Origin of the sequence: Treponema sp. (assembly GCF_045641405.1) — a bacterium.
Lineage (GTDB): Bacteria > Spirochaetota > Spirochaetia > Treponematales > Treponemataceae > Treponema_D.
This window is the reverse complement of record NZ_JAZUGX010000039.1, coordinates 69,054-89,093: the sequence shown is the minus strand read 5'-3', so window position 1 is coordinate 89,093 and position 20,040 is coordinate 69,054. Positions and strand designations below refer to the sequence as shown.

The 20,040-nt window shown below is 42.7% G+C and carries 16 protein-coding genes; 3 read left to right on the top strand and 13 right to left on the bottom strand.

Going from position 1 to position 20,040, the window contains the following annotated elements; genetic code table 11:
* Positions 1–2 precede the first annotated feature (2 nt).
* Genes ACKI39_RS06025 through ACKI39_RS05975 form a run of 11 tightly spaced genes read right to left on the bottom strand, consistent with a single transcriptional unit; the run spans position 3 to position 9,336 of the window.
* Positions 3–1,064: an AMP-binding protein gene (locus ACKI39_RS06025; RefSeq protein WP_407398637.1), complete on the bottom strand. Its 1,062-nt coding sequence runs from the start codon at positions 1,062–1,064 to the stop codon at positions 3–5.
* Entirely contained in the window at positions 1,061–2,191 is a 1,131-nt protein-coding gene (locus ACKI39_RS06020; RefSeq protein WP_407398635.1) for a thiolase family protein, read from the bottom strand. Before ACKI39_RS06020 ends, ACKI39_RS06025 begins: the two co-directional genes overlap by 4 nt.
* Before the next feature lie 23 nt (positions 2,192–2,214).
* Complete coding sequence (bioB, locus tag ACKI39_RS06015; RefSeq protein WP_407398633.1) at positions 2,215–3,183, bottom strand: biotin synthase BioB; 969 nt, start codon at positions 3,181–3,183, stop codon at positions 2,215–2,217.
* Entirely contained in the window at positions 3,176–3,841 is a 666-nt protein-coding gene (locus tag ACKI39_RS06010; protein WP_407398632.1) for a CbiQ family ECF transporter T component, read from the bottom strand. The genes bioB and ACKI39_RS06010 overlap by 8 nt, the downstream gene beginning before the upstream one ends.
* The gene (locus ACKI39_RS06005; protein WP_407398630.1) at positions 3,832–4,545 is read right to left on the bottom strand and encodes an energy-coupling factor ABC transporter ATP-binding protein; all 714 of its coding nucleotides are present in this window, start codon (positions 4,543–4,545) and stop codon (positions 3,832–3,834) included. Before ACKI39_RS06005 ends, ACKI39_RS06010 begins: the two co-directional genes overlap by 10 nt.
* A 1-nt stretch (position 4,546) precedes the next feature.
* Entirely contained in the window at positions 4,547–5,101 is a 555-nt protein-coding gene (locus tag ACKI39_RS06000) for a biotin transporter BioY (protein WP_407398628.1), read from the bottom strand.
* Positions 5,085–6,053 (bottom strand): biotin--[acetyl-CoA-carboxylase] ligase, encoded by a 969-nt coding sequence (locus tag ACKI39_RS05995; RefSeq protein ID WP_407398626.1) that lies wholly within the window; start codon positions 6,051–6,053, stop codon positions 5,085–5,087. The genes ACKI39_RS06000 and ACKI39_RS05995 overlap by 17 nt, the downstream gene beginning before the upstream one ends.
* A 29-nt stretch (positions 6,054–6,082) precedes the next feature.
* Positions 6,083–6,940 carry a tetratricopeptide repeat protein gene (locus tag ACKI39_RS05990; protein WP_407398624.1) on the bottom strand — a complete coding sequence of 286 codons (858 nt, stop codon included), beginning with the start codon at positions 6,938–6,940 and terminating at the stop codon, positions 6,083–6,085.
* A gap of 1 nt (position 6,941) precedes the next feature.
* On the bottom strand, positions 6,942–7,895 hold the full coding sequence (locus ACKI39_RS05985) for an MlaD family protein (protein ID WP_407398622.1): 954 nt from the start codon (positions 7,893–7,895) through the stop codon (positions 6,942–6,944).
* Positions 7,879–8,553 carry an ATP-binding cassette domain-containing protein gene (locus tag ACKI39_RS05980; protein ID WP_407398620.1) on the bottom strand — a complete coding sequence of 225 codons (675 nt, stop codon included), beginning with the start codon at positions 8,551–8,553 and terminating at the stop codon, positions 7,879–7,881. Before ACKI39_RS05980 ends, ACKI39_RS05985 begins: the two co-directional genes overlap by 17 nt.
* 3 nt (positions 8,554–8,556) lie before the next feature.
* Positions 8,557–9,336 (bottom strand): ABC transporter permease, encoded by a 780-nt coding sequence (locus tag ACKI39_RS05975; protein WP_407398618.1) that lies wholly within the window; start codon positions 9,334–9,336, stop codon positions 8,557–8,559.
* A 101-nt stretch (positions 9,337–9,437) separates the two neighbouring features.
* Here ACKI39_RS05975 and hisIE point away from each other — a divergent pair, with 101 nt between their 5' ends.
* Together hisIE and ACKI39_RS05965 are read left to right on the top strand one after the other, a co-directional pair.
* Entirely contained in the window at positions 9,438–10,736 is a 1,299-nt protein-coding gene (gene hisIE / locus ACKI39_RS05970) for a bifunctional phosphoribosyl-AMP cyclohydrolase/phosphoribosyl-ATP diphosphatase HisIE (protein ID WP_407398616.1), read from the top strand.
* Between the two features lie 33 nt (positions 10,737–10,769).
* The gene (locus ACKI39_RS05965) at positions 10,770–12,098 is read left to right on the top strand and encodes a pyridoxal-phosphate dependent enzyme (protein WP_407398614.1); all 1,329 of its coding nucleotides are present in this window, start codon (positions 10,770–10,772) and stop codon (positions 12,096–12,098) included.
* 67 nt (positions 12,099–12,165) lie between these two features.
* Here the strand turns inward: ACKI39_RS05965 and ACKI39_RS05960 are convergent, their stop codons facing one another.
* A complete protein-coding gene (locus ACKI39_RS05960) occupies positions 12,166–16,293 on the bottom strand; it encodes an alpha-amylase family glycosyl hydrolase (protein WP_407398612.1) in 4,128 nt (1,375 codons plus the stop codon).
* Position 16,294: 1 nt separating this feature from the next.
* A complete protein-coding gene (locus ACKI39_RS05955; RefSeq protein WP_407398610.1) occupies positions 16,295–18,322 on the bottom strand; it encodes a 4-alpha-glucanotransferase in 2,028 nt (675 codons plus the stop codon).
* Positions 18,323–18,992: 670 nt separating this feature from the next.
* Between ACKI39_RS05955 and ACKI39_RS05950 the strand changes: the two genes are divergently transcribed.
* Positions 18,993–19,985 carry a calcium/sodium antiporter gene (locus ACKI39_RS05950; RefSeq protein WP_407398608.1) on the top strand — a complete coding sequence of 331 codons (993 nt, stop codon included), beginning with the start codon at positions 18,993–18,995 and terminating at the stop codon, positions 19,983–19,985.
* Positions 19,986–20,040: the final 55 nt, after the last annotated feature.

Here is a 20,040-nt window from a genome sequence, read left to right as displayed (position 1 = left end):
GTCTATCTCAAACATATTTTCCCGCTTTCGTTTCTTGGGAGTTTTTCATAATGGATGTATTTTTGAGGAATGAAAACGGGAGAGATTCCGTCAAAAACTGAATTGGGCAGAGATGATGGTAGATCTTTTCCTGATATGTGAGCCACAACAAATTTCTTTGAGTTTTTTTCTTCAACACTGATTTCACATTCTTCGATACTGGAAAATTGAAGCAGCCGCTTTTTGATTTCACAGGCATTTATTTTTTCACCAAGAATGTTCAGCTGGTCGTCGGAGCGGCCGTTAAGATACAGAAGTCCGTCTTTCAGATAACCTTTGTCCTTTGTGTCATAGTAACCTGAAATTCCGCAGACGGAAAAAGGCGAGTCCACAAGGATGTTTCCTTCCGGTGAAAATTTTACCATTATGGAATCGAATATTTTTCCTACACAGTTTTCGTGATCAGGTTTTTCATTCAGCACGTTGTAGGACACATAATTTACTTCAGAAGAACCGTAGTAGAGAATTATCTTTGCATTGGGAAAGCAAAAGCGGGTCATTTCAAAAAGTTTTTCGCTTATGAACTGTGAGCCGCAGATTATTGTCCTGATGTTTTCAAACTTGCTTCCATGGCGGACAAGGTGCAGAAGTTTGTCCGGAATCAGGTAGATGGTGTCGATTCTGTTCTTTAGGATTTCTTCTGCCCAGACTTCGGCGCGGAATGAAGATGCGCAATGCAGGAATGCTTCAGCTTCCACTGCTTCGTAGGCAATGTTCAGGTTGCCGGTGAATGCAAGACTTCCGTGGATGAAAATTCTTGAGCTTGAATTGATTGAAAAAAGTTCATCCTGTTCCGGAAAAAAATCAGTCCAGCTTCTTTTTGTCCTGAAATATAATTTTGGTTTTCCTGTCGTGCCTGATGAGGCGACTGCAAAATCTGCTTCCTTTGGAATTTCCACGGCCCCTAGGATTGAATCGTCAAGCTTCCGTGGTGCGATGATTGGAATGCATGAACCAAGGCTCGATGTAAATTCCTTCAGCTGAAGTTCAGGCTTGTCCTGATGAATCAGGTGCAGATGTTTCATTTCATCCTCTCAAGAAGAATGGCACTTGCAATTCCGCCTGCAGCAGGAACCGCCGCTATTCCGTAGTGCTCGTCAAAATGTTCAAGGGCTTTCATCAGGTGAAGGACCACTATGGCACCGGACGCTCCGTATGGATGGCCGTAAGCAAGGGCGCCTCCAAAGGCATTTGACGGCTTGGAAAATCTTTTTTTGTACAGAAAGTCAAGGCAAGCGAAGGCCTGGTTGTAATCTATTCTGTCGATTTCGTTTTCATTGACTTCAGATTTTTCAATGAGCTTTTCCATTGCAATGATCATGCTTTCAGGACTCAAAAACCGCGGGCCTCCCACTGTGACTGCATGGCGGATTTTAAAAACCGGGCTTCTGGATTTTTTTGCAGTAGTTTCATCAGCAACCGTAACAAATGCCGCACCGTCGTTGAAAAGGCAGCTGGTGGCGGCGTTTATGATTCCGTCTGGAAGAACAGGCGCAAGTCTTTCAATGAATTTTTTGGAAATTGAATTTCTTATTCCTTCATCTTTTTCAAGGCCAAAAACCGGAAGCGCAAGAGACTTGATCAGTTCCACGGATTTTGCAGCCTTCTCGTGGCTTTCAACAGCGGAAAAAATTAAATCGTCTGATGTAAATCCATGCTTTCTGCATGTTTCGTCTGCGCTCATTATCATTGAATCTTCGCAGAAGGTTTCCGGAATGAACTGGGCGGAAACATAGGAATTGTCTGCTTTGCTCGGGTCATGGTTCGGGTGGTTTTTGTTGTATGAACGCACGCAGCAGGTTGAAGCACTTTCTGCCCCTCCGCAAATCACTATGGAATTGAGGCCGGATTTGATTCGGGCGTATCCCGTCATTATGCTTTCAAGACCTGACGCACACTGGGCATCGATTGTGATTCCCGGAATGTCGTCACCAAGTCCTGCCTTGAGAAGGGCAAGCCGTGCAAGGTTTCCGCCTCCGTTTGTGCAGTTTCCTGCTATTACCATTTCTGGTGCTATTCCCTGTGCGATGTTTTTATGGTTCAATGCCTTTAAAACTTCTGCCGCAAGGTCTTCTGCTGGAATGTTTTTGTATGACTTGTTCTTTAGACCTATGAAAGTCCTCAGTCCGTTTATTATGAATGCGTCTGCCATTTTTTGTGGTTGGATTTTTCCCGTTAGAACTCTTCTATTCCAAGACCAAGCTCTTCAAGCATTTCAAGGTCTTCCTTGTTTGTGCTTCCTTCTACTGTAAGAAAGTCTCCGCTGATGAGGGCATTTGCACCGCTAAGGAATGCATCGCGTCCGTTTTCGCCAAGGGATTTTCTTCCTGCTGCACAACGGATGAACTGTGACGGCATTATGAAGCGGAATACTGCGATGGTCTTCAATGCTTCTTCCTTTGAAATCTTTTCGATGTTTTCAAGGGGTGTTCCTGGAATCGGGTTCAGGATGTTTACAGGTACAGACTGAACTTCAAGATCGCGGATTGTCATGGCAAGGTCAATTCTGTCTTCGATGGTTTCTCCCATGCCGATGATTCCGCCTGAACAGATTTCAAGTCCTGCTTTTTTTGCATTCCTGATGGTTTCGATTCTGTCTTCGTAGGTATGTGTCGTGCAGATTTTGGAAAAATAGTTTTTGCTTGTTTCAACATTGTGATGGTATCTTACGACACCCGCTTCCTTAAGCTGAACCATCTGTTCGTAGGAAATGATTCCGTGGGAAGCGCAAAGCAAAAGTTTTCCGTTTGTAGTCTTTAAGATTTCCTTGTAGCATTCAAGTGCCTGATCGAACTCCTGACCTTTGAGTCCAACACCGCTTGTGACAAGTGAAAGGCGTGAAACTTTGTTTTCAATTGCTTTCTTGCACTGTGGAATTGCGTCTTCAGGTTTTATCATTGGGTGACTGGTGCAGCTGGTTTTCCAGTGGGCACTCTGTGCGCAGTACTTGCAGTTTTCTCCGCATTTTCCCTGACGTGCACTTATGATGGAACATACGCTTGTTGTTTTTGGAGCACATGCAAGCCTTAATTCGTTGGCGGCCTTTGCAAGTTCTTCAAGTGGCTGCTCAAAAAGTGCAAGGGCTTCTTCCTTTGTTATCCTGTAGTTTTCTTTGATGATCTTTTCTTTAATCTCGTTAATCATAGTTTCCTCTGTTCAGAATTGCTTTTCGTTTTGTTTCAGCCTTGAATATAAGGCATGATAAAAGTGCTTCCAGTTCCGAAAGCAGAATGTTTGTGGCCGAAATAAGGTTCCTCTTTTTAGGACCTCGTGCCATTGATGCAAGGTGAACTTTGTCCCATGTTTCGAATACCAAAGGGATGAAATTAATGGCAAGTGAGATGAGCAATGCACCGTGCATTTTTTTTACAGGTGGAATCACTTTTGCAAAGGCGTTTTCAATCTGTTCAAGGCTGTCCTGGATCTGTGAGCTGGAGGTGGTTTCGAAAATCACCTGACAGGCAAAAGCCGTAATAAAAAGCCGTGCGGTGTAAAGGATTCCCCAGATAAAACCTTCTTTGTTGAATGAAAATTCTGGAAAGAAATTGAACATCCTTAAAACAGTGACAAAAGCCCCAAGGACAAATACATAAGGCAAAGACTTTATGGTAGTCCAGTTGCCGCGGGCAAGGAAAAACAGCAGCAATGAAAAGGCAAGACAGCCTGGCAGCTTGATTTGCTCGTAAGTTGTCTCCTTAAAGCAGAAAATGCAGAATGAAAACATTATGAGGATTTTTATAAGGGACGGAATCCTGTGCAGAATTGATGTTCTGTTTTTGTATGAGAATAATGCTACAGCCATAGAAGGTCTTCCAGTTTCATTCCGTCTTTAAGTGGATTTCTGATGCTCCACTGCTCAAGATCAAGCTTTAATCCGTTTGTTGGATTTCCATCAAAACGAATTTTACCCTTGTCAAGGACGATGAACCTGTCTGCGAGGGCCAGGATTTTTTCAAGTTCATGGGTAAGGACAAGGACTGTTTTGCCTTCGTCTTTAAGCTGCTTTAAAATTCCACAGGTTTTCTTGATTCCGGGCCAGTCAAGGTTTGCAAAAGGCTCGTCAAAAATGAAAATGCTTCTGTCCATGGCAAGTATGCCTGAAACTGCAAGCCTTCTTTTTTCTCCGCCAGACATGGTTCTTGCGGCAGCGGATTTTTTGTAAAGCAATCCAGTTGCTTCCAGAGACTGAACGATTTTTTCTTTTAGTGCTTCTTTTTTATATCCTGAATTCTTTGCACCGAAGGCAACGTCTTCTTCGCAGGTTTCTCCAAGAATCTGTGCGTCTGCATCCTGGAAAACAAGGCCAGCCTGAGAACTTGTTTCGATTGTTCCTTCTGTAGGCGAATCCAGCTTTGCAATCAATGACATGAGGACGCTTTTGCCTGATCCGTTGGAACCTGCAATTACGGCAAAGTCTCCTTCATCAATTGCAAAACTGATGTTTTCCAGCGCAGTCGTTTTGTCGGGAAAAGTTTTTGTTACTTCTTTTATTTCTATTGCTTTCATTTTATAGCTGAACTGTCTTTCTGAATTTCTTTGTGAGTGGAACCATAAGGATCAGCTTGATTGTATTTCCCGGAATGAAAGGAAGAACAACAAGTGGAATGCTTTCAGTAACGGTCTTGTGGGTGATGTGTGTGAATCCGATGATTCCCATGGTAAAGCAGATTATGGTTGCAATCAGTGCTGCGATTGAAATCAGGATGTACTGCTTTAGGTTTGAATGTTCTTTGTTTTTGTTGAGCAGAATATGAAGGAAAAGTCCGCTTACCAAAGCTGCAAGAAAATATCCGTAAAGGAAGCCGCAGGTTGGATGGGATGTAAGGATGTGGAATCCTGCCTTCCCAGAAAATACTGGAAGCCCCATTGAACCGAGAAGAAGGAAAACTGCAACTGCAGTTGCTCCGTAGACAGGTCCAAGAATAAGTCCGCTCAACATTGACATCATGTCCTGAAGTACGATTGGAATTCCACCTGGAAGAGGTATGATGAGGAAACTGCCAGCAGAAATCAATGCTGCAAAAAGTGCACTGAGAACAAGTCCTTTAAATTTTGAGTTCATTTAGTTTTTCTCCTGATTTTATGAAATTTATGGTGCATGGTGGAAACGATTTTTCCTGACCGTTGCATTCTGTTACAGCCCATCCGTAGGAATTGATTCCCTTGAAAAGGTAAGTTTTTTCTGAATCCTTCACCTTAAAGCTTTTGCCTACGTCTGGACAGAAAAGGTTCCATTGCTTTTCAAGGTCGCTGGTGAATTCTTTTGCCGATTTTATTTCTGCCTTAAGATTTTCTATGATTTTCTTAAGGATGTCTTTTCGCAAAACCTTTTTATCCCCGTCAAAAATGAAATCCGTTCCGCTTAGTTTAGGCTTAACTGAAAGATTCAATCCAAGTCCAAGATTTATCCAGTTGGTAAAGGAGCCTGTGGAACTCAAGTCATCAAGAATTCCACCTGCCTTGCCTTTCTCTGTCCATATGTCGTTTGGCCATCGTACGAAAATCTTTCGCCCGCTTGTTTCCTGAAGCGCTTTTGCTGTCGCTATCTGGCATGCCATGACAAACCTGTGGCTTTCCGCAAGTGAAATTGATTCCTTTGAAACTATGGTGCAGGCAAGGCTTCCCCTTGTTGTAGTCCATTTGTGGTCTGCGTGTCCCTGTCCCTTGTTCTGAATGTCAGCAGTGATTACTTTTAGTTCTCCGTTTTTGCATTCTTCTGCAGCAATACGCCCCTGAATCATGGTAGAGTCGGTTTCCGCAAAATGAGAAAAGGAAGATTCAATCATGCCGAATTCCCATGGGTAAAGACTGTCGGCAAGATCTTCCGAAAGCTGATATCCGTTTCTTGCAGAATCAATTTTATATCCTGAAAGCTGAAGGGACTGGACTGCCTTCCATACGGCAACACGGGAAACGCCCGTTTCATTTGCCAAGGTATCGCCGTTAATCGGAGAGGAGGCTGTTCTTAAAATCTGGAGTATCTGTGATTTTGTAGAAGGTTTTTTGTTAACCATTGATTGTATAAGGTTAACGAATTTGCATGTTATTGGTCAATAGACTTTAGGAACTGGGTGCATCTTTCTGACATGGAAGTGTATCCGCCTGCAGTAAAGATTTCCTTTGCCCATGTTGCATTTTCCTTTGCCTGAGCTTTATCAGCTTCTGTTGCATTTCCTTTTGTCAGTACCAGAGCCTTTGCAAAATAATCGCTTCCAAGGGCAGCTGTATTCTCTGCATCCCTGTCGTATTTTATTGCTGTCTCCAAGGCCTCAAGTGCTTCCATTTTATTTCCGTTCAAAGACCTCATTCTTGCAATCTGGTACCAGTCAAGACCGATTTCTGCAAGATAACATTCCTTTGTGTGGATATCTGCTGAGCGCAAATAGAATTTTTCTGCAGTGGCATAGTCCTTTCTGCCTGCATAATAGTTTCCCTTTATTCTGTAAAGGTAGGCAAGGTAATAAGGATTTTTTGCAATCCTTTTTTCTGTTGCGTTTACGGCTTCAAGATCTGCATTTGTTCCCTTTAGGTCTGCATCGTAAAGTGTGCATACGGAAAGAAGAAAATCCTTTTGGTCTGAAGTGCTTGCATAGTCCATTGCTTTTGCAAGGTCTGTAGAATAGTCCGTGCCAGTGTAATAGCAAAGAACGGCTTTTGAAAGTGAAATCTTGCATAGAAGCTCCCTGTTGTCTACGGAAACTGCCTGCGTGTAGGCTTCCGCAAGGTGGGTGTCTGCAAGAATGTATTTTGAGGAAGCGATTTCTGTGTTTGCACTTTCATAAAGGGCTGATGCGGCTTCCGAAACATTGCTGTATTTCATAGGTCTTGTCTGTTTTTTTGCAAAGCAGGGAAGTGCGAGAATTGAAAAAATAAATATTGCTGCTGCCTTAGTTAATTTCATTTTAGAACTCCGTACTTCTTAACTGAACTGTAGATGTGTTTGCTCCAGAATGTTCTTCAACACCTTTTTTGATGAAGCCTATGTTTTTAACTCCACTCAGAACATCACGCATTTGTATTACCGCCTGGTTTACCTGAACAAGAAGATCTGAAACCTGAGGATCAAGATTTGCAACAAGATGGGAAGCGTCGCCTGTAAGGGATTCAAGGTTTGAAATTATTCCTGCTATTTCTTTTGAATTTTCTTTTCCCAGCAAAGCAGGAATGCCTTCGCTGTTTATGGTTGCAAGAAGATCATTTATTTCTGCAAGAGTTTTATTGATGTCGCTTCCACCAGTTCCGGAAAGAATGCCATCCACATCACCAAGAACATTGTCTATGTTCTTTATTATCTTTCCTATTTCTGTTCGATCTGTTCCTGCAAAGGCCTCATTGACCTGTCCCAGAAGGATGTTTATGTTGTCTACGAGTGTTGTTACCTTGTTCAAAATTACGGCGATTGAATCAGAAGAGCCATCAATGGTGATGAGTCCTTTTGCGATGTAATCAGTTCCTGTTGCTGAATCTGTTCTGAAAATCTCACTTCCGCTTTCAATTATTCCACTGCCATTTCCTGGGTGGAAAACAAAGGAAGAACCGAATGGGCTTGATGCAAATTCAACTAGAGAATACTGGCGGATATATTCATCGTAATCTTTCAGGATGTAATAGTTCACTCTGACCTGAGATCCTTCAAGTGAAATTGATTTTATTTTTCCGATTGAAAATCCCTTGTAGGTTAAATCCTTCCCTACCGCAATTCCACTTGAGTTGTCTATCATGGTGTAATAGGTGTTTTTCTTTTGGAACCATTTCTGTGTCATTCCAATGGAGAAAATCAGAACGATGAGTCCAACAAGACCAATGAGTGAAAAGAGTCCGACAATCTGATCTGCATATTTAATCTTGAATTTCATCTATGATTCCTTCTTTTAGAATAATCTTTCTTGCAGGAAATTCTTTTACGAAAGACGGATTATGACTTATGTAAATGATAGTTTTGCCTTCATCTATAAAATCATGAAGAAGCTTCATTACTATACCTACTGCCTTTACATCAAGGGATTCCGTAACTTCATCAAGAAAAAGAATTTCCGGTTTTAGTACAAGTGCACGGGCAAATGCAATTTTTTTTTGTTCTCCCATAGAAAGATCCGCAGGCCTAAGTTCAAGGCTTCGCTCATAGTTTAGAAGGCTGCAGATTTCCTTGATTGTCTTGATTTTTTGATCCATCGTCATTTCTGGATTATGGATCTGCAATGGAAGCATAAGGTTCTGCATTATGTTCTGGTTTGCCCATAAGGCTGAATCTTGAAAGATGAATGAAGCTCTTTTTCTGAAAGCCCGTGTTCTTCTTTCATTCATTGCATGAACATCCCTTCCTTCAAATCTGATGGTTCCTTTTGTAGGAACAACAATTCCTGCCGCTATTTTCATCAGTGTGGATTTTCCGCTGCCAGACTTTCCTTCAAACTGAACTGTGGTGCCTTTTTCTATGGTAAAGGATGCGCCTTTTATGATCGGCACTCCTATCTGGGAATGGAATTCAACATCAGCAATATCAAAAAGTGCCATCGATTACCTCAGAAGTACCATCAGGATTATCAGAACATCCGCAATGATGATGTTCATGAATGATTTTGTAACGGAAGCAATGCCCGCAACAGGAACTTCCGTTGAAGCACGCTGAACGTTAAATCCGAAATATGTTGATGCAATGGAAATTATCATTCCAAAGACTATGCTTTTGAGAATTGATACTCCAATGGTGATGAGGTCAAAGCTCTTTAAAATTCCCGCAAGATAGTCGGAAGCCGTTACTGGATTTACGATGAGGGAAACAAAAAAAGGTCCGAAGGTTCCGCATAGGCAGAAATAAAGATTAAGAAAAAAGACAGAAGCTGTTACACCGATGAATCTTGGTGCGACAAGATAGCTGATGGGATCGACACCGAATGAAATATAGCTTTCTATCTGATGGCTTATCACCATTCCTCCTATTTCGGTTGCGATGGCTGTTGCTGAACGGGCTGTGACCACAAAGGCAACCAGAAGAGGTCCTATTTCCTGGACTATGGTTATTACAAGAACTTTGTAGATGAGGCTTTCCTGACCGAATGAGAGAAGGAACTGATATCCTACAAGATAAAGGGCAGAACCAAGGGCGGCGGACAGCATGGAAATGATGGGAAGTGCTTCGATGAAAGTAAAGAGCAGCTGCATTATCAGGATTTTTCTTGCTGATTTTTCTTTTGTGATAAAAAAGAATGAAGTCTTAAATACGCGGCCTATGTAGCCCAGCAGATATCCAGAAGAAGAAAATTTTGAGCAGACTGCAATTCCCACTTTTTTTAGCATAGTGCACAGTATATTGTAAATTTCTGTATTTTAATAGTGAGCGACAGTGTAAATAGGAGCATTTGTTGTAAAGAACGGAAATTTTAGATAAAATTAAACTTATGGTAATAGCTTCAATTGATATGAAAGACGGACATGTTGTCCAGTTGAAAAATGGCAAGGATCTTGTTCTTCAGCGTGATGATGCTGATGCTTTGATCAACGACTTCAACAAATATGGCGAAGTTGCAATTATCGACCTTGACCAGGCATTGAGAAATACAGATGCAAAAGGCAATACACCAAATACTGAACTTTTAAAGTCCCTCCTTAGAAAAGGAAATGTTCGCGTTGGCGGTGGAATCCGCGATGTAAAGAAAGCAAAGGAATTGATTTCCCTTGGTGCAGAAAAGGTTATCGTTGGTTCTGCAGCCTGGAATGCAGACCGCAAGACAGAAAGCGATCCTATCCTTAATGTTGCTTTCCTTGAAGAACTGGTTGCAGCCGTTGGCAAGCAGCGCGTAATCATTTCTGTTGATGCAATCAATGGAAAGATTGCCCTCAAGGGTTGGACAGAAACAGCAAACATTTCCCTTATTGAAGGCGCAAAGGAAGCTGAAAAATATGCTTCTGAACTTCTTTTTACATGCGTTGAAAAGGAAGGCTGCATGCAGGGGACAGACATGGACATGTGCCGCCAGCTTAGGGCAGCAGTAAAGTGTCGTGTTGTAGCTGCAGGCGGAGTAAACAGTCTTGAACAGATTGCGGAACTTGAAAAGCTTGGATGTGATGTTCAGCTTGGAATGGCCCTCTACACTGGTGCAGTTTCTCTCAAGGACAGCTTCATGGCTTGCCTTGACTGGGAAAAGACAAACGGAATGGTTCCTGTAATTGCTCAGAGTGTAAACGGTGAAGTTCTCATGATGGGATTTTCAAACAAGGAAGCAGTTGCAAAGACCTTTGATACTGGCAAGCTTACATTCTTTAGCCGTACAAGAAATGTACTTTGGACAAAGGGTGAAACAAGCGGTCATTTCCTTGAAGTTGTAAAGATGCGCGTAGACTGCGACAGGGATACAATCCTTGCTACAGTTATTCCTCATGGCGGTGCATGCCACACAGGAAGCTTTACCTGCTTTGGTGCAGAGCCTGACGAAAGAAGTTCAATGGAACGCCTCTATGCAACAATTTCAGAGCGCTTTGCAAATCCTCGCCCAGGAAGCTACACGGCAACTCTTAATGACAAGCGTGTTCGCGAAAAGGTAGAAGAAGAAGCAGAAGAAATCTGTGAGGCAGAAGGAAAGGATGAAGTCATCTGGGAAGCTGCCGATCTTCTTTACTTTGTAAGTGTCCTTATGTACAAGGAAGGCGTTACATGGCAGGACGTATACAACGAACTTGACCGTCGTCATAAGAAATAAGTTTTCTTTGGTACTAGAGAGGGGATTAGATCAATGAAATTCTACAGTACTCGCAATACTGAAAATGTAGCGGGGTTCAAGAAGGCTGTGCTCGATTGCATGCCTTCCGACGGCGGATTGTATGTTCCGTATGATATGATGGACCTACGCCGCTGGATTCTTTATGCAGATGAAAATACATCTTTCTCATCGCTTGCAGGTGCACTTACATCTGCGATGGTCAATGATGAATTCAGTCCTATAATTTGTGAAACGATTGCGACACGAGCCTTTGAAAAGGATCCTGTATTCAGGCAGTTGGATGACAATCTTTTTCTTCTGGAGCTTCATAACGGTGCGACAGGAACCTTTAAGGATTATGGCGTTTCGTATCTTACGGCAGCACTTGAGACGATTCTTCAGCTTGATGGTGAAAAGGCAATTCTTCTTGATGCAACTACGGGAGAACTTGGAGCCTGCATGTCAAAGGCGATGAAGGATAAAAAGCTGCTTAAGTCTGTGCTTCTTACTCCAAAGGGAAGTCTCCGTGGAATGGATGAAAGTGATTTTGTCTGGAATGGAGGAAATCTTTATCCTGTTGAGGTTGACGGAACCATTGAAGATTGCCGCAATCTGGTGCGCGGAATTTTTGCCGACCGTGACCTTGTGGAAAAATACCATCTTACAGTCGCAAACACGGCAAACATCGGCCGTCTTTTGCCACAGGCTTTTTTCTACACCTTTGCATTCAGTCGTCTTAAGAAAATCGTGAACGGCGACATTTACTATGCTTTTTCGGCAGGTAATTACGGCAACCTTATTTCTGGTCTCTATGGATGGAGATTTGCCTTGCCAGTAAACGGTTTCATTGTGCCGTCTACTCCAACACTTACTCAGGATGGTTCTGGAAACTGCATGGTGACCGACAGTGTTGTTCCACTTGCAGAAAGATTGCCTGCGGACCCTGCAAGCCCGTCAAACATAGAACGCCTTGAACAGGTCTTTAAGGCCAATTCATTGATGATAAGAAGCTTTGTTTTCCCTGCGACTGTTTCCGAGGAAGACACAAACAATGCCTGCAAGGAGCTTTTTGTAAAGTATAAGCTATATGCAGACCGTGATACATCAGCAGCCTATGCCGCCGCAAAAAAACGTGCAGATATCGTTGAAGACGGAGATGGTGCGGTTGTTCTTGTTGCCCGTGATGATCCTGCCATTGATGAAAAATTCCTTATGCATAATCTTGGGGAATGTCCTGGCAAAGATGTTTCCATCGCAAAGGCTTTTGCTCCAGTCGAACTGAACAAGACCTGTCTTGCACCAGGCGATAAGGAGTCTTTGATTTCAATTCTGAATTCTTTAAATCTAAGAAGAATGTTCTAACATGGATTGTTTAAAAAGGAAACAGGCTGTCGGCAAAGTAGATGCTGGCAGCCTGTTTTTTTATCGATTATTTTTTCTTTGCAGTTGTCTTTTTAGGAGCTTCTGCTTTTTTTGCTGCAGTTTTCTTTACCGCAGTCTTTTTTTCAGCAGCCTTCTTGACTGTTGTGACCTTCTTTTCTGCCACAGGTTTCTTTACGGCTGATTTCTTTTCTGCAGTTTTTTTCTTTGGAGCTGTAGATTTCTTAGGTTCTGTTTTTGATGCAGATGCCTTTTTTGAAGTTTCAGCTTTTTTTGCTGCAGACTTTTTAACCGTAGTCTTCTTTTCGACTGTGGTTTTCTTTTCAGTCTTGACTACCTTTTTTGCAGGTTCGGTCTTCTTTACCGTCGCTTTCTTTTCAATCTTGGCGGTGCTTTTCCCTGTTGCAGTCTTTTTAGTTGCGACAGGCTTTTTTTCCGCAGAAGCTTTTTTAGAAGCTGTCTTTGTGTCTTTTTCAGCTACGGTCTTTTTTGGAACTGCGGCTTTCTTTACAGTTTCTTTCTTTTCTACAGTCTTTTTTACAGCAGCTTTTACTGCAGTTTTCTTTGCAGGAGACTTGCGCTTTTTTTCAACAGGCTTCAATGCGTCGGTAAAGAGCTGACATTTGTATTCAGCCTTATCTTTCGTTGCGTTAAGAATCCTGTAGAGCTCATAGATCTGGTCACGGAGAATTCTGGAAGTAAGCATTGCATTTACGGTGAGTGCATACCACAATGTTGATTCCATCTTTTCCTTGTTGAACCATACGATTCCGTCAAATTCATTTGCCCCACAGAGAAGCGGTGCATCTTTGCTTTCTGCAATAAGTTTTGCGGCTTCGTATGCAGATTTTACGAATTCAGATGCGCTTAAGTTCATCTTGCTTATCTTTGAGCAGAGGAAAATACGGCTGAATACGTTTCTCATTTCCCTGTCTCTTTCAGCAAATGGTGCTTTTGCGATTAGATCAGAAAGCTTTCTGTTGAATCCCCATTTCATGAGATTGTCAGCGCTTGCGTTTGAGACAGCGGCAAATGAAACAAGGATTTCTGCACAGTATCTGTTTGACTCATATCCGCGGTAGATGTCGTTTTCAAGTGTAGCCTTGACTGCGTTTTTCTTGCCGGAAGTCTTCTGTGCTGATTCGTACACCTTCTGGAGGTATTCAACCTGCTTGATGAAGGCGGCGAATTTCTTTGCAGGTGTAAGCTCCGCAACTTTTGATTTTGCTGGCTTACGTTTTGCAGTGATCTTCTTCTTTGATGCTGCTTCCAGTTCTGCGGCGGCAAGTTTTTCCTGTTCAGCCTGGAGCATGAATTTTGCTTCCATCTCGTAGTAGGCAAGGGCGGCTTTTTCCGATGCTTTAAGAATTGCCTTTACATCAATCTTTTTCTTTGACGCCTTTGCAGATTTTGCTGTATTTGCATTTGATTCAGCAGGAGCAAATATATCGTGGATGCCTGTAAGGAATTCAACGGAAAGGAATTTTTCCAATTCTGCATAAAGTTCCTTATATCGGTATTCCTGCCATGCAATTTCAAGGTCTTCTACGCCGGCTCCGTTAAGAAGTTCGCAGAGCTTTGCGTACTTTCCTTCGACATCATCAACAACCTGGCGAACATCTGTAAATACCTGGGCTTCAAATCCCTTGAGCATTACGAACATTCCGTTGTTTATAAGATCATCTGCCTTGCGGACAAACCAGAGGTCTGATCTTTGCTCGTGAAGAACAACATAATGGTTGTAGCCGTAAGTAAGACCAAGACCTTCTCCAAGGCTGCGGGTCACCATTTTCTTGTCGTCGTCGCCGCTTCCGGTTTTTACTGCGTATTCACAAGACTGCTTGATCCAGCCCTGGGCACAGTCATACTTGTTGTTGTAGAAAACGATTGTTCCTTCATCACCAACAAAGTTTGAATAGGCAAAGACATTTTCATTAACGCTTCCGTTGTTCCATACATCGTAGAAGAGGAAGTTTTCTACCTGTGCAAAAAGATAGCGCTTGTGCATGATTGGGAAGATGAGCGCACGGTGTCCATTCATCAAACCTTCATCAACCTGTTCATCTTTGTATGCGCGGGTGTATTCCATTCCGTATTTTTCTTCGTAGCCTTCAAGCTGTCCGTGGCCGAACATAGGAAGACCAGGCATTGTAATCATCAAGGTACAGACACCAAAGTATTTGTCTCCGCGTCCAAACTGGGCGACTGCTGTTTCTTCGTCAGGATTGTTCATGAAGTTTACATAACGCTTGAGGATCTGTGGGTCAAACTTGATTGTATTCTTTACTGTGTCGCGGTACTTCTGGTTTTCTTCCTTCTTGAGCATGTTCATGAAGGCTGAGTTGTAAACGCGGTGCATTCCCAAGGTTCTTGTAAAGTAACCTTCCATCATCCAGAAAGCTTCCGCAAGCAAAAGGGTGTCAGGAATTTCCTGGGCACAGCGGTCAACAACTTCGCGCCAGAATTCGTTTGGAATGCGGTTTTCAAATTCATCGTTTGAAAGGGCATAGCGGCTGCGGCTGTAGATGTCTCCACCGTGTCCTGGCTGTGGATACCAGAGGCGCCTGATGTGTTTCTTTGCAAGAACCATTGCTGCGTCAAAACGGATGATCGGGAAGTTTCTTGCTACATTAAGAATCTGCTGCATTACGGCTTCGCGGGCGACAGGGTTAAGGTAGTCGATCTGAGCAGTATCGTTCCATGGCATTCCTGTACCGTCGTTGCCGTGGTAGATGTAAGTAACGTCTCCTGTAAAGTTGTCCACACGCTTGAAGCAGACCGCACAGTCGTTTTTGCTGTAGTAGTGGTCTTCAAGGTAAATGCTTACGCGTCCATCGTGGCTTAAGTTTTCTCCATTGAATGTATAGCTTGGACTTGGACAGTCCTTTGTCGTAATGAAGTAGTCTGGATGTTCTGTTACCCAGTCGCCATCCATACCCGTATGGTTTGGAACCATGTCGGAAGCAAGTCGGATTCCCCTCTGCCAGCAACGCCAGCGAAGGTTTTCCAATGCAGGCCATCCGCCAAGGTTTCCTGCGATTTCATAGTTCAAAAGTGAATATGCAGAAGAAGCAGCTTCTGGATTTCCGTTTATCTGCTTGATTCTCTTTGAGGCGTTTGAGCGTTCCCAAAGACCGATGAGCCAGAGTCCTGTAAAGCCTGCGTCGCGGAGTGCATCAAGTTCTTCATCCGGAATCTGATCAAGGCGGGTAATGTCCCTGTCGTATTTTTTTGAAAGCTGATAGAGCCAGACGAGAACGGTCTTTGCCATGAGGATAACCTTTGGCATCCATTCACGGTCTGGACTGAACCTTTCGTATTCCTTCATCAAATCGTTGTCGTCAAAATTGTAGGCATCCATGGAAACTTCGCCGCCGTTTGTCGGGTGCCATGCTGCCTTTTCTTCTTCTGTGATTGTATCGATGCCTTCAAGAAGACGGAGGATCCATTCACCGAGGACTGTTGTCCAGTAGGTTCGGATATAGTCCAACTGCCCCTTGAGTGAAGTAGGAGAAGCAATTACCGGTTCCTTGAGCATGTTGATGAGGGTGTTGTTCTTTGGACCGAATACAGGCTGAGTCTCAAAGAATGCCTTGATCTGAATCCATGATTTCATGTAGTTCTTGTTAGTCTTAAGTTTTTCGTCGTCAAAGAGAATTGCAAAAGGATGGAAGGCCGGATTTTCATTTGCAAGGTGAAGGAGAATCATTTCTTCAAGAACCTGTTCACGGTTGCTTCTTTCTCTCTGAGCACCTTCGTCCCAGCAGGTTTCTTCAAGGAATTTTTCGGAAGTTGTAAATCCCTGGTAGACAGGGGCTGGTGGAAATTCTTCCATAAATTCAAGAAGAAGCTTGTCCATCTCTTCAATTCCGAGGCTTCTGTCCAAATCAGAAAGAATGTTTTTAAAAGCATCAGGAGCCTTGTCTCTGCGGAAAAGCATGCAGACATGATGGAAGATTTCGTCGATGAGTCCCATGGCATTAAGGTTGCCTGCAGAAACCTTGTTTTCGTTCTGTCCTCGTTTTTCAAAAACTTCGTTCAGCAAAGTCTGAAATTTCTGAACTGCCTTAAAGTCTGCAAATATTGCGTTGCCGGAAGATGCAAAAAGTGTCTGGTCAAAATTGCATTCCTGTCTTAGTTTTCTGTTGATGTGAAATTCGTTGATGGAGATTTTCATTCTATTCTTCCTCCTTCCCGTCGTGTGTTTCTACTATGGTTTTTATTTTGTTGATAAGTCCTTTGTTTTCCGACATTTCTTCAATTGTTACAGGAATTCTATAAGTCCAGTTGAAGGTGTTTACGCTGCCAGGAATATTGATTCTTTCGTCGTCCTCGTTTTCAAGATAGAAACTGTGTTCAAGGAAAAGGTAATCCTGCAACGGGTTGATGAGAAGGGCGCTTTTGCATGAAGCAAGGGAATTCAAAATGAATTCTGCAATCTCAGGAGTAAAGGCTGAATTTCCATCAGGTTTGTTCTCGCACTGAATAGAATTCATAAAAGCCCATACGCTGTCCTTTTCTTGATTCCACCACTGGCGTAAGGTCGAGCTGTCGTGAACCGAAGTTGTTGCAACGCTGAGTTCAGGGTAGTCTGCAAAAGGAATGTATGGCTGTCCTGGTTTTTCCCATTCACGGGTCCAGCGGATTACCTTGAGTGAAAGAATATCAAGTTTCTTAAGGACTTCAGGCATTACCGCAAGGTTTACTCCAAGATCCTCTGCGCAAGGAATCATGTCGCTTGCGTGGACGATTGCAGACAAAGTTGTTGTTGCCTGCTTTCCCCACAATTTGTTTTCTTTTACTTCAATCTCATCAAAGAGCTTCTTTAGTTTTTCCTGTTCTTCCTGGGAAAGTGTTTTCCATGCAGTTGAATTTTCAAAGGCATAGACTTTTATGAAGCGGTCTTTCTTTATCTGGATGAGGGAACGGTCGCGCCATTTTTCTGCAAGGGCATTTTTAACGGCATTGTTTTTGTTTTCATCCTCAAAGAAATTCATTGCATAAATTTCCTTGTCGCCGTCAATTTCCTTTTTGAAAGTCCAGAGTTCTTCTGTCTTAACGCGGTCACAAACTTTTTCAAGGACAGCAGTTGCCTCGTCGTGATTCCAGGTAATGTTTTCGATTACATTGGTTGGGATGTGAGGTTCAGATATCCATTTGATTCTGTCGTCGTCAAAGCCAAGTTCGTTCAAGGTCTTGCGTGTAAAGTCTGCATAAGGAATTGTGTGTCCAAGATATGCTGTAGTTTCGTTTTCCGCAGCCGCCCAGATTCTAAAGAAGCCGAGGATGTGGTCAATGCGGAATGCATCGTAGTACTGTGCGCTTGTCTTGATTCTGTCCTTCCACCAGGTGAACTCGTCTGCTTCAAGACGGTCCCAGTCGTAGGTTGGGAATCCCCAGTTCTGTCCCATTGGGTTTCCGCCGTCTGGAGGAGAACCTGCACGGAGTTCCTGCCTGAAGAATTCAGGGTATGTCCAGCAGTCAACGCTGTCTTCGTTCATAAGGATAGGGATGTCGCCTTTGAGGATGATCTTTTTTGCACGGAGGCTTTCTGCACCTTCCTTGAACTGTTCTGATGCGCGAAGCTGACACCAGACAAAGAAGTTGTGGCTTGATTTTTTTGCCTTGTTCTGCCACTTAAGCTTTATCTGGTCGTAGCTTAGCTTCTGAATCGATGGATCCCAGCTTTTCCATGAAGCCTGCATGTTTTCGTCCTTGATGTTCTTGAAAACTGCATAAGGGATTACCCATTGGTTTGCGCGGACAAATTTTGCAAGCTCCTTGTTCAGCTTGTCTGCTTCCGCTTCATCCTTTGAGTTTTTCTTTTCTATATAATTGAAAAGAAGATGGAGAAGTTTTGTCTTTTCTCCAAGGATTGCATCGTAGTCGAACCTTTTCTTGTAGCCGAATTCTTTTTCAAAAGCCTTGTATGCACTTGCAAATGCCTTGTTTCCCTTCATTGCAGCTGTAAATTCAGGAAGGGCATTTATTCTGATGAAAAGTGGATGAAGTGCAAATGCCGAAAGTCCGGAATATGGTGAAGACTGGGTTCCCGTATCGTTTACAGGCAAAAGCTGAACGATTGAAAATCCTGCTTTTTCGCAGAATTCCGCCAGATCCTTGAGGGCAAGAAAATCACCGCAGGAAGGGCAATCCTTTGTATAAAGTGCTGAAAGTGGAACTACAATACCTGTTCTTTTCTTCATAATTTAAGCCTATTTCAATGTTAGAATTATAATAAAATCCGCAGTATACGGAATTTCCTACTATGCATTATATCACAGAATAAGTGATTTACAATTTAATTTGTCTGGCGGTTAATAAAGCAAATTTTAAGTGATTTTTACAATAAACAAACTGAATATCCTTATGATTTCCCTAAAAAAAAGCCAAAAAAATGCGAATTCCTTTTCTTTTTGGAATAAAATTTCTATCTTTAAAGGTATGGTTCGGTGCTGGAAAATTTTATGTTCAGTTTTTGTTCTTCTCATTGCCGCCGGGGTTAATGATTTTACCGGAACAGATAGTTATGGGAATGACTCTGCCGTAATCTTTGAAAACATGGGATCCTCTGCAACGGTGGATGTATATTCAGGAAATTCCGTTTCCCTGCCAAGGAATCTGCATGTTTTTTCGCCGCTGTTCATTGACGGGGCAAAAATTCTTTGTAATCGTGCGGCCGTAATTTTAAGGACCGAAAGAAACACTTCCGCTGAAAATATTTTCCGAAACAAATATCTAAGGTCTCTTCTTTTAAAAAGTTCAGTCATATAAATCCGGAACTGCTTTCCGCCTTTTCAAATCAAATTAAAATCTAAAATTGAACCTCAAAAAAAATGTTGCAGTTTCATTAATGCAACGATTTCAGGAGAAAGGATGAAATTATTCGTTGAAGTTATAGTTCCGCTTTTGTTTTTGATAGTTGGGTTTGGCATGCTGGTAAAGGGTGCCGATATTTTTGTAGAAGGCAGTTCACGAATTGCAAAAAAACTTGGAGTCTCACAGCTTTTCATAGCGCTGACAATAGTCGCCATGGGAACAAGCATTCCGGAAACCGCCGTAAGTTTGTTTGCTGCCTTAAAGGGAAATGAAGAACTTGCCTTGGGGAATATTGTCGGCACCAATATTCTGAACATCATGCTCATCCTGGGCTTTACTGCAGTGCTGACTCCACTTGCCGTTTCGAAATCAACAGTAAAATATGAAATGCCCATCATGATTTTTACGGCAATTGCATTTTCTTTCCTTGGGCTTGGAATCAATCTGTTTACCGGCGAGAAAAAGATTGTTGACGGAATGTTTACCCGTGCAGACGGAATCATCCTCCTTGCATTGTTTGGTCTCTACCTCATATATCTTTTCAGGCTTGCAAGAAAGACCAAATCGGAGGAAGAAGGCCTTGTTCCCTATGAAAATAAAATAAGCTGGCCCCTGCTGATCCTTATTTCTGTTGCAGGACTTGCACTGGTAATAGTCGGAAGCGACATGGTGGTGAAAGGTGCAAGCCGTATTGCGGAAGAAATCGGAATATCCCAGAGAATCATAGGCCTTACCGTTGTTGCCTTTGGAACCTCCCTGCCAGAACTTGCAACTTCCGTTACGGCTGCCATAAAAAAACACCACGACCTTGCCGTAGGAAATATTGTTGGAAGCAACATCTACAACATGCTTTTCATAGGTGGAATTACTTCAATAGTCAGACCTGTTCCTTATAGCGCGGCCTTTAGAATGGACAGCCTTGTATGTATTGGAGCATCAGTTCTGCTTTTGCTTCTAGTAATGTTCAACAGGAAAAATGTACTGAACCGATTTTCCGGGGCTTTCATGATGTGCGCCTACTTTGTCTACGCCTTTAGTCTTTGCTGCTGATGTTGTTCTTTCAGCGGAAATAAAAAAGGCTGTCCAGCAATGGAGATGCACTTCA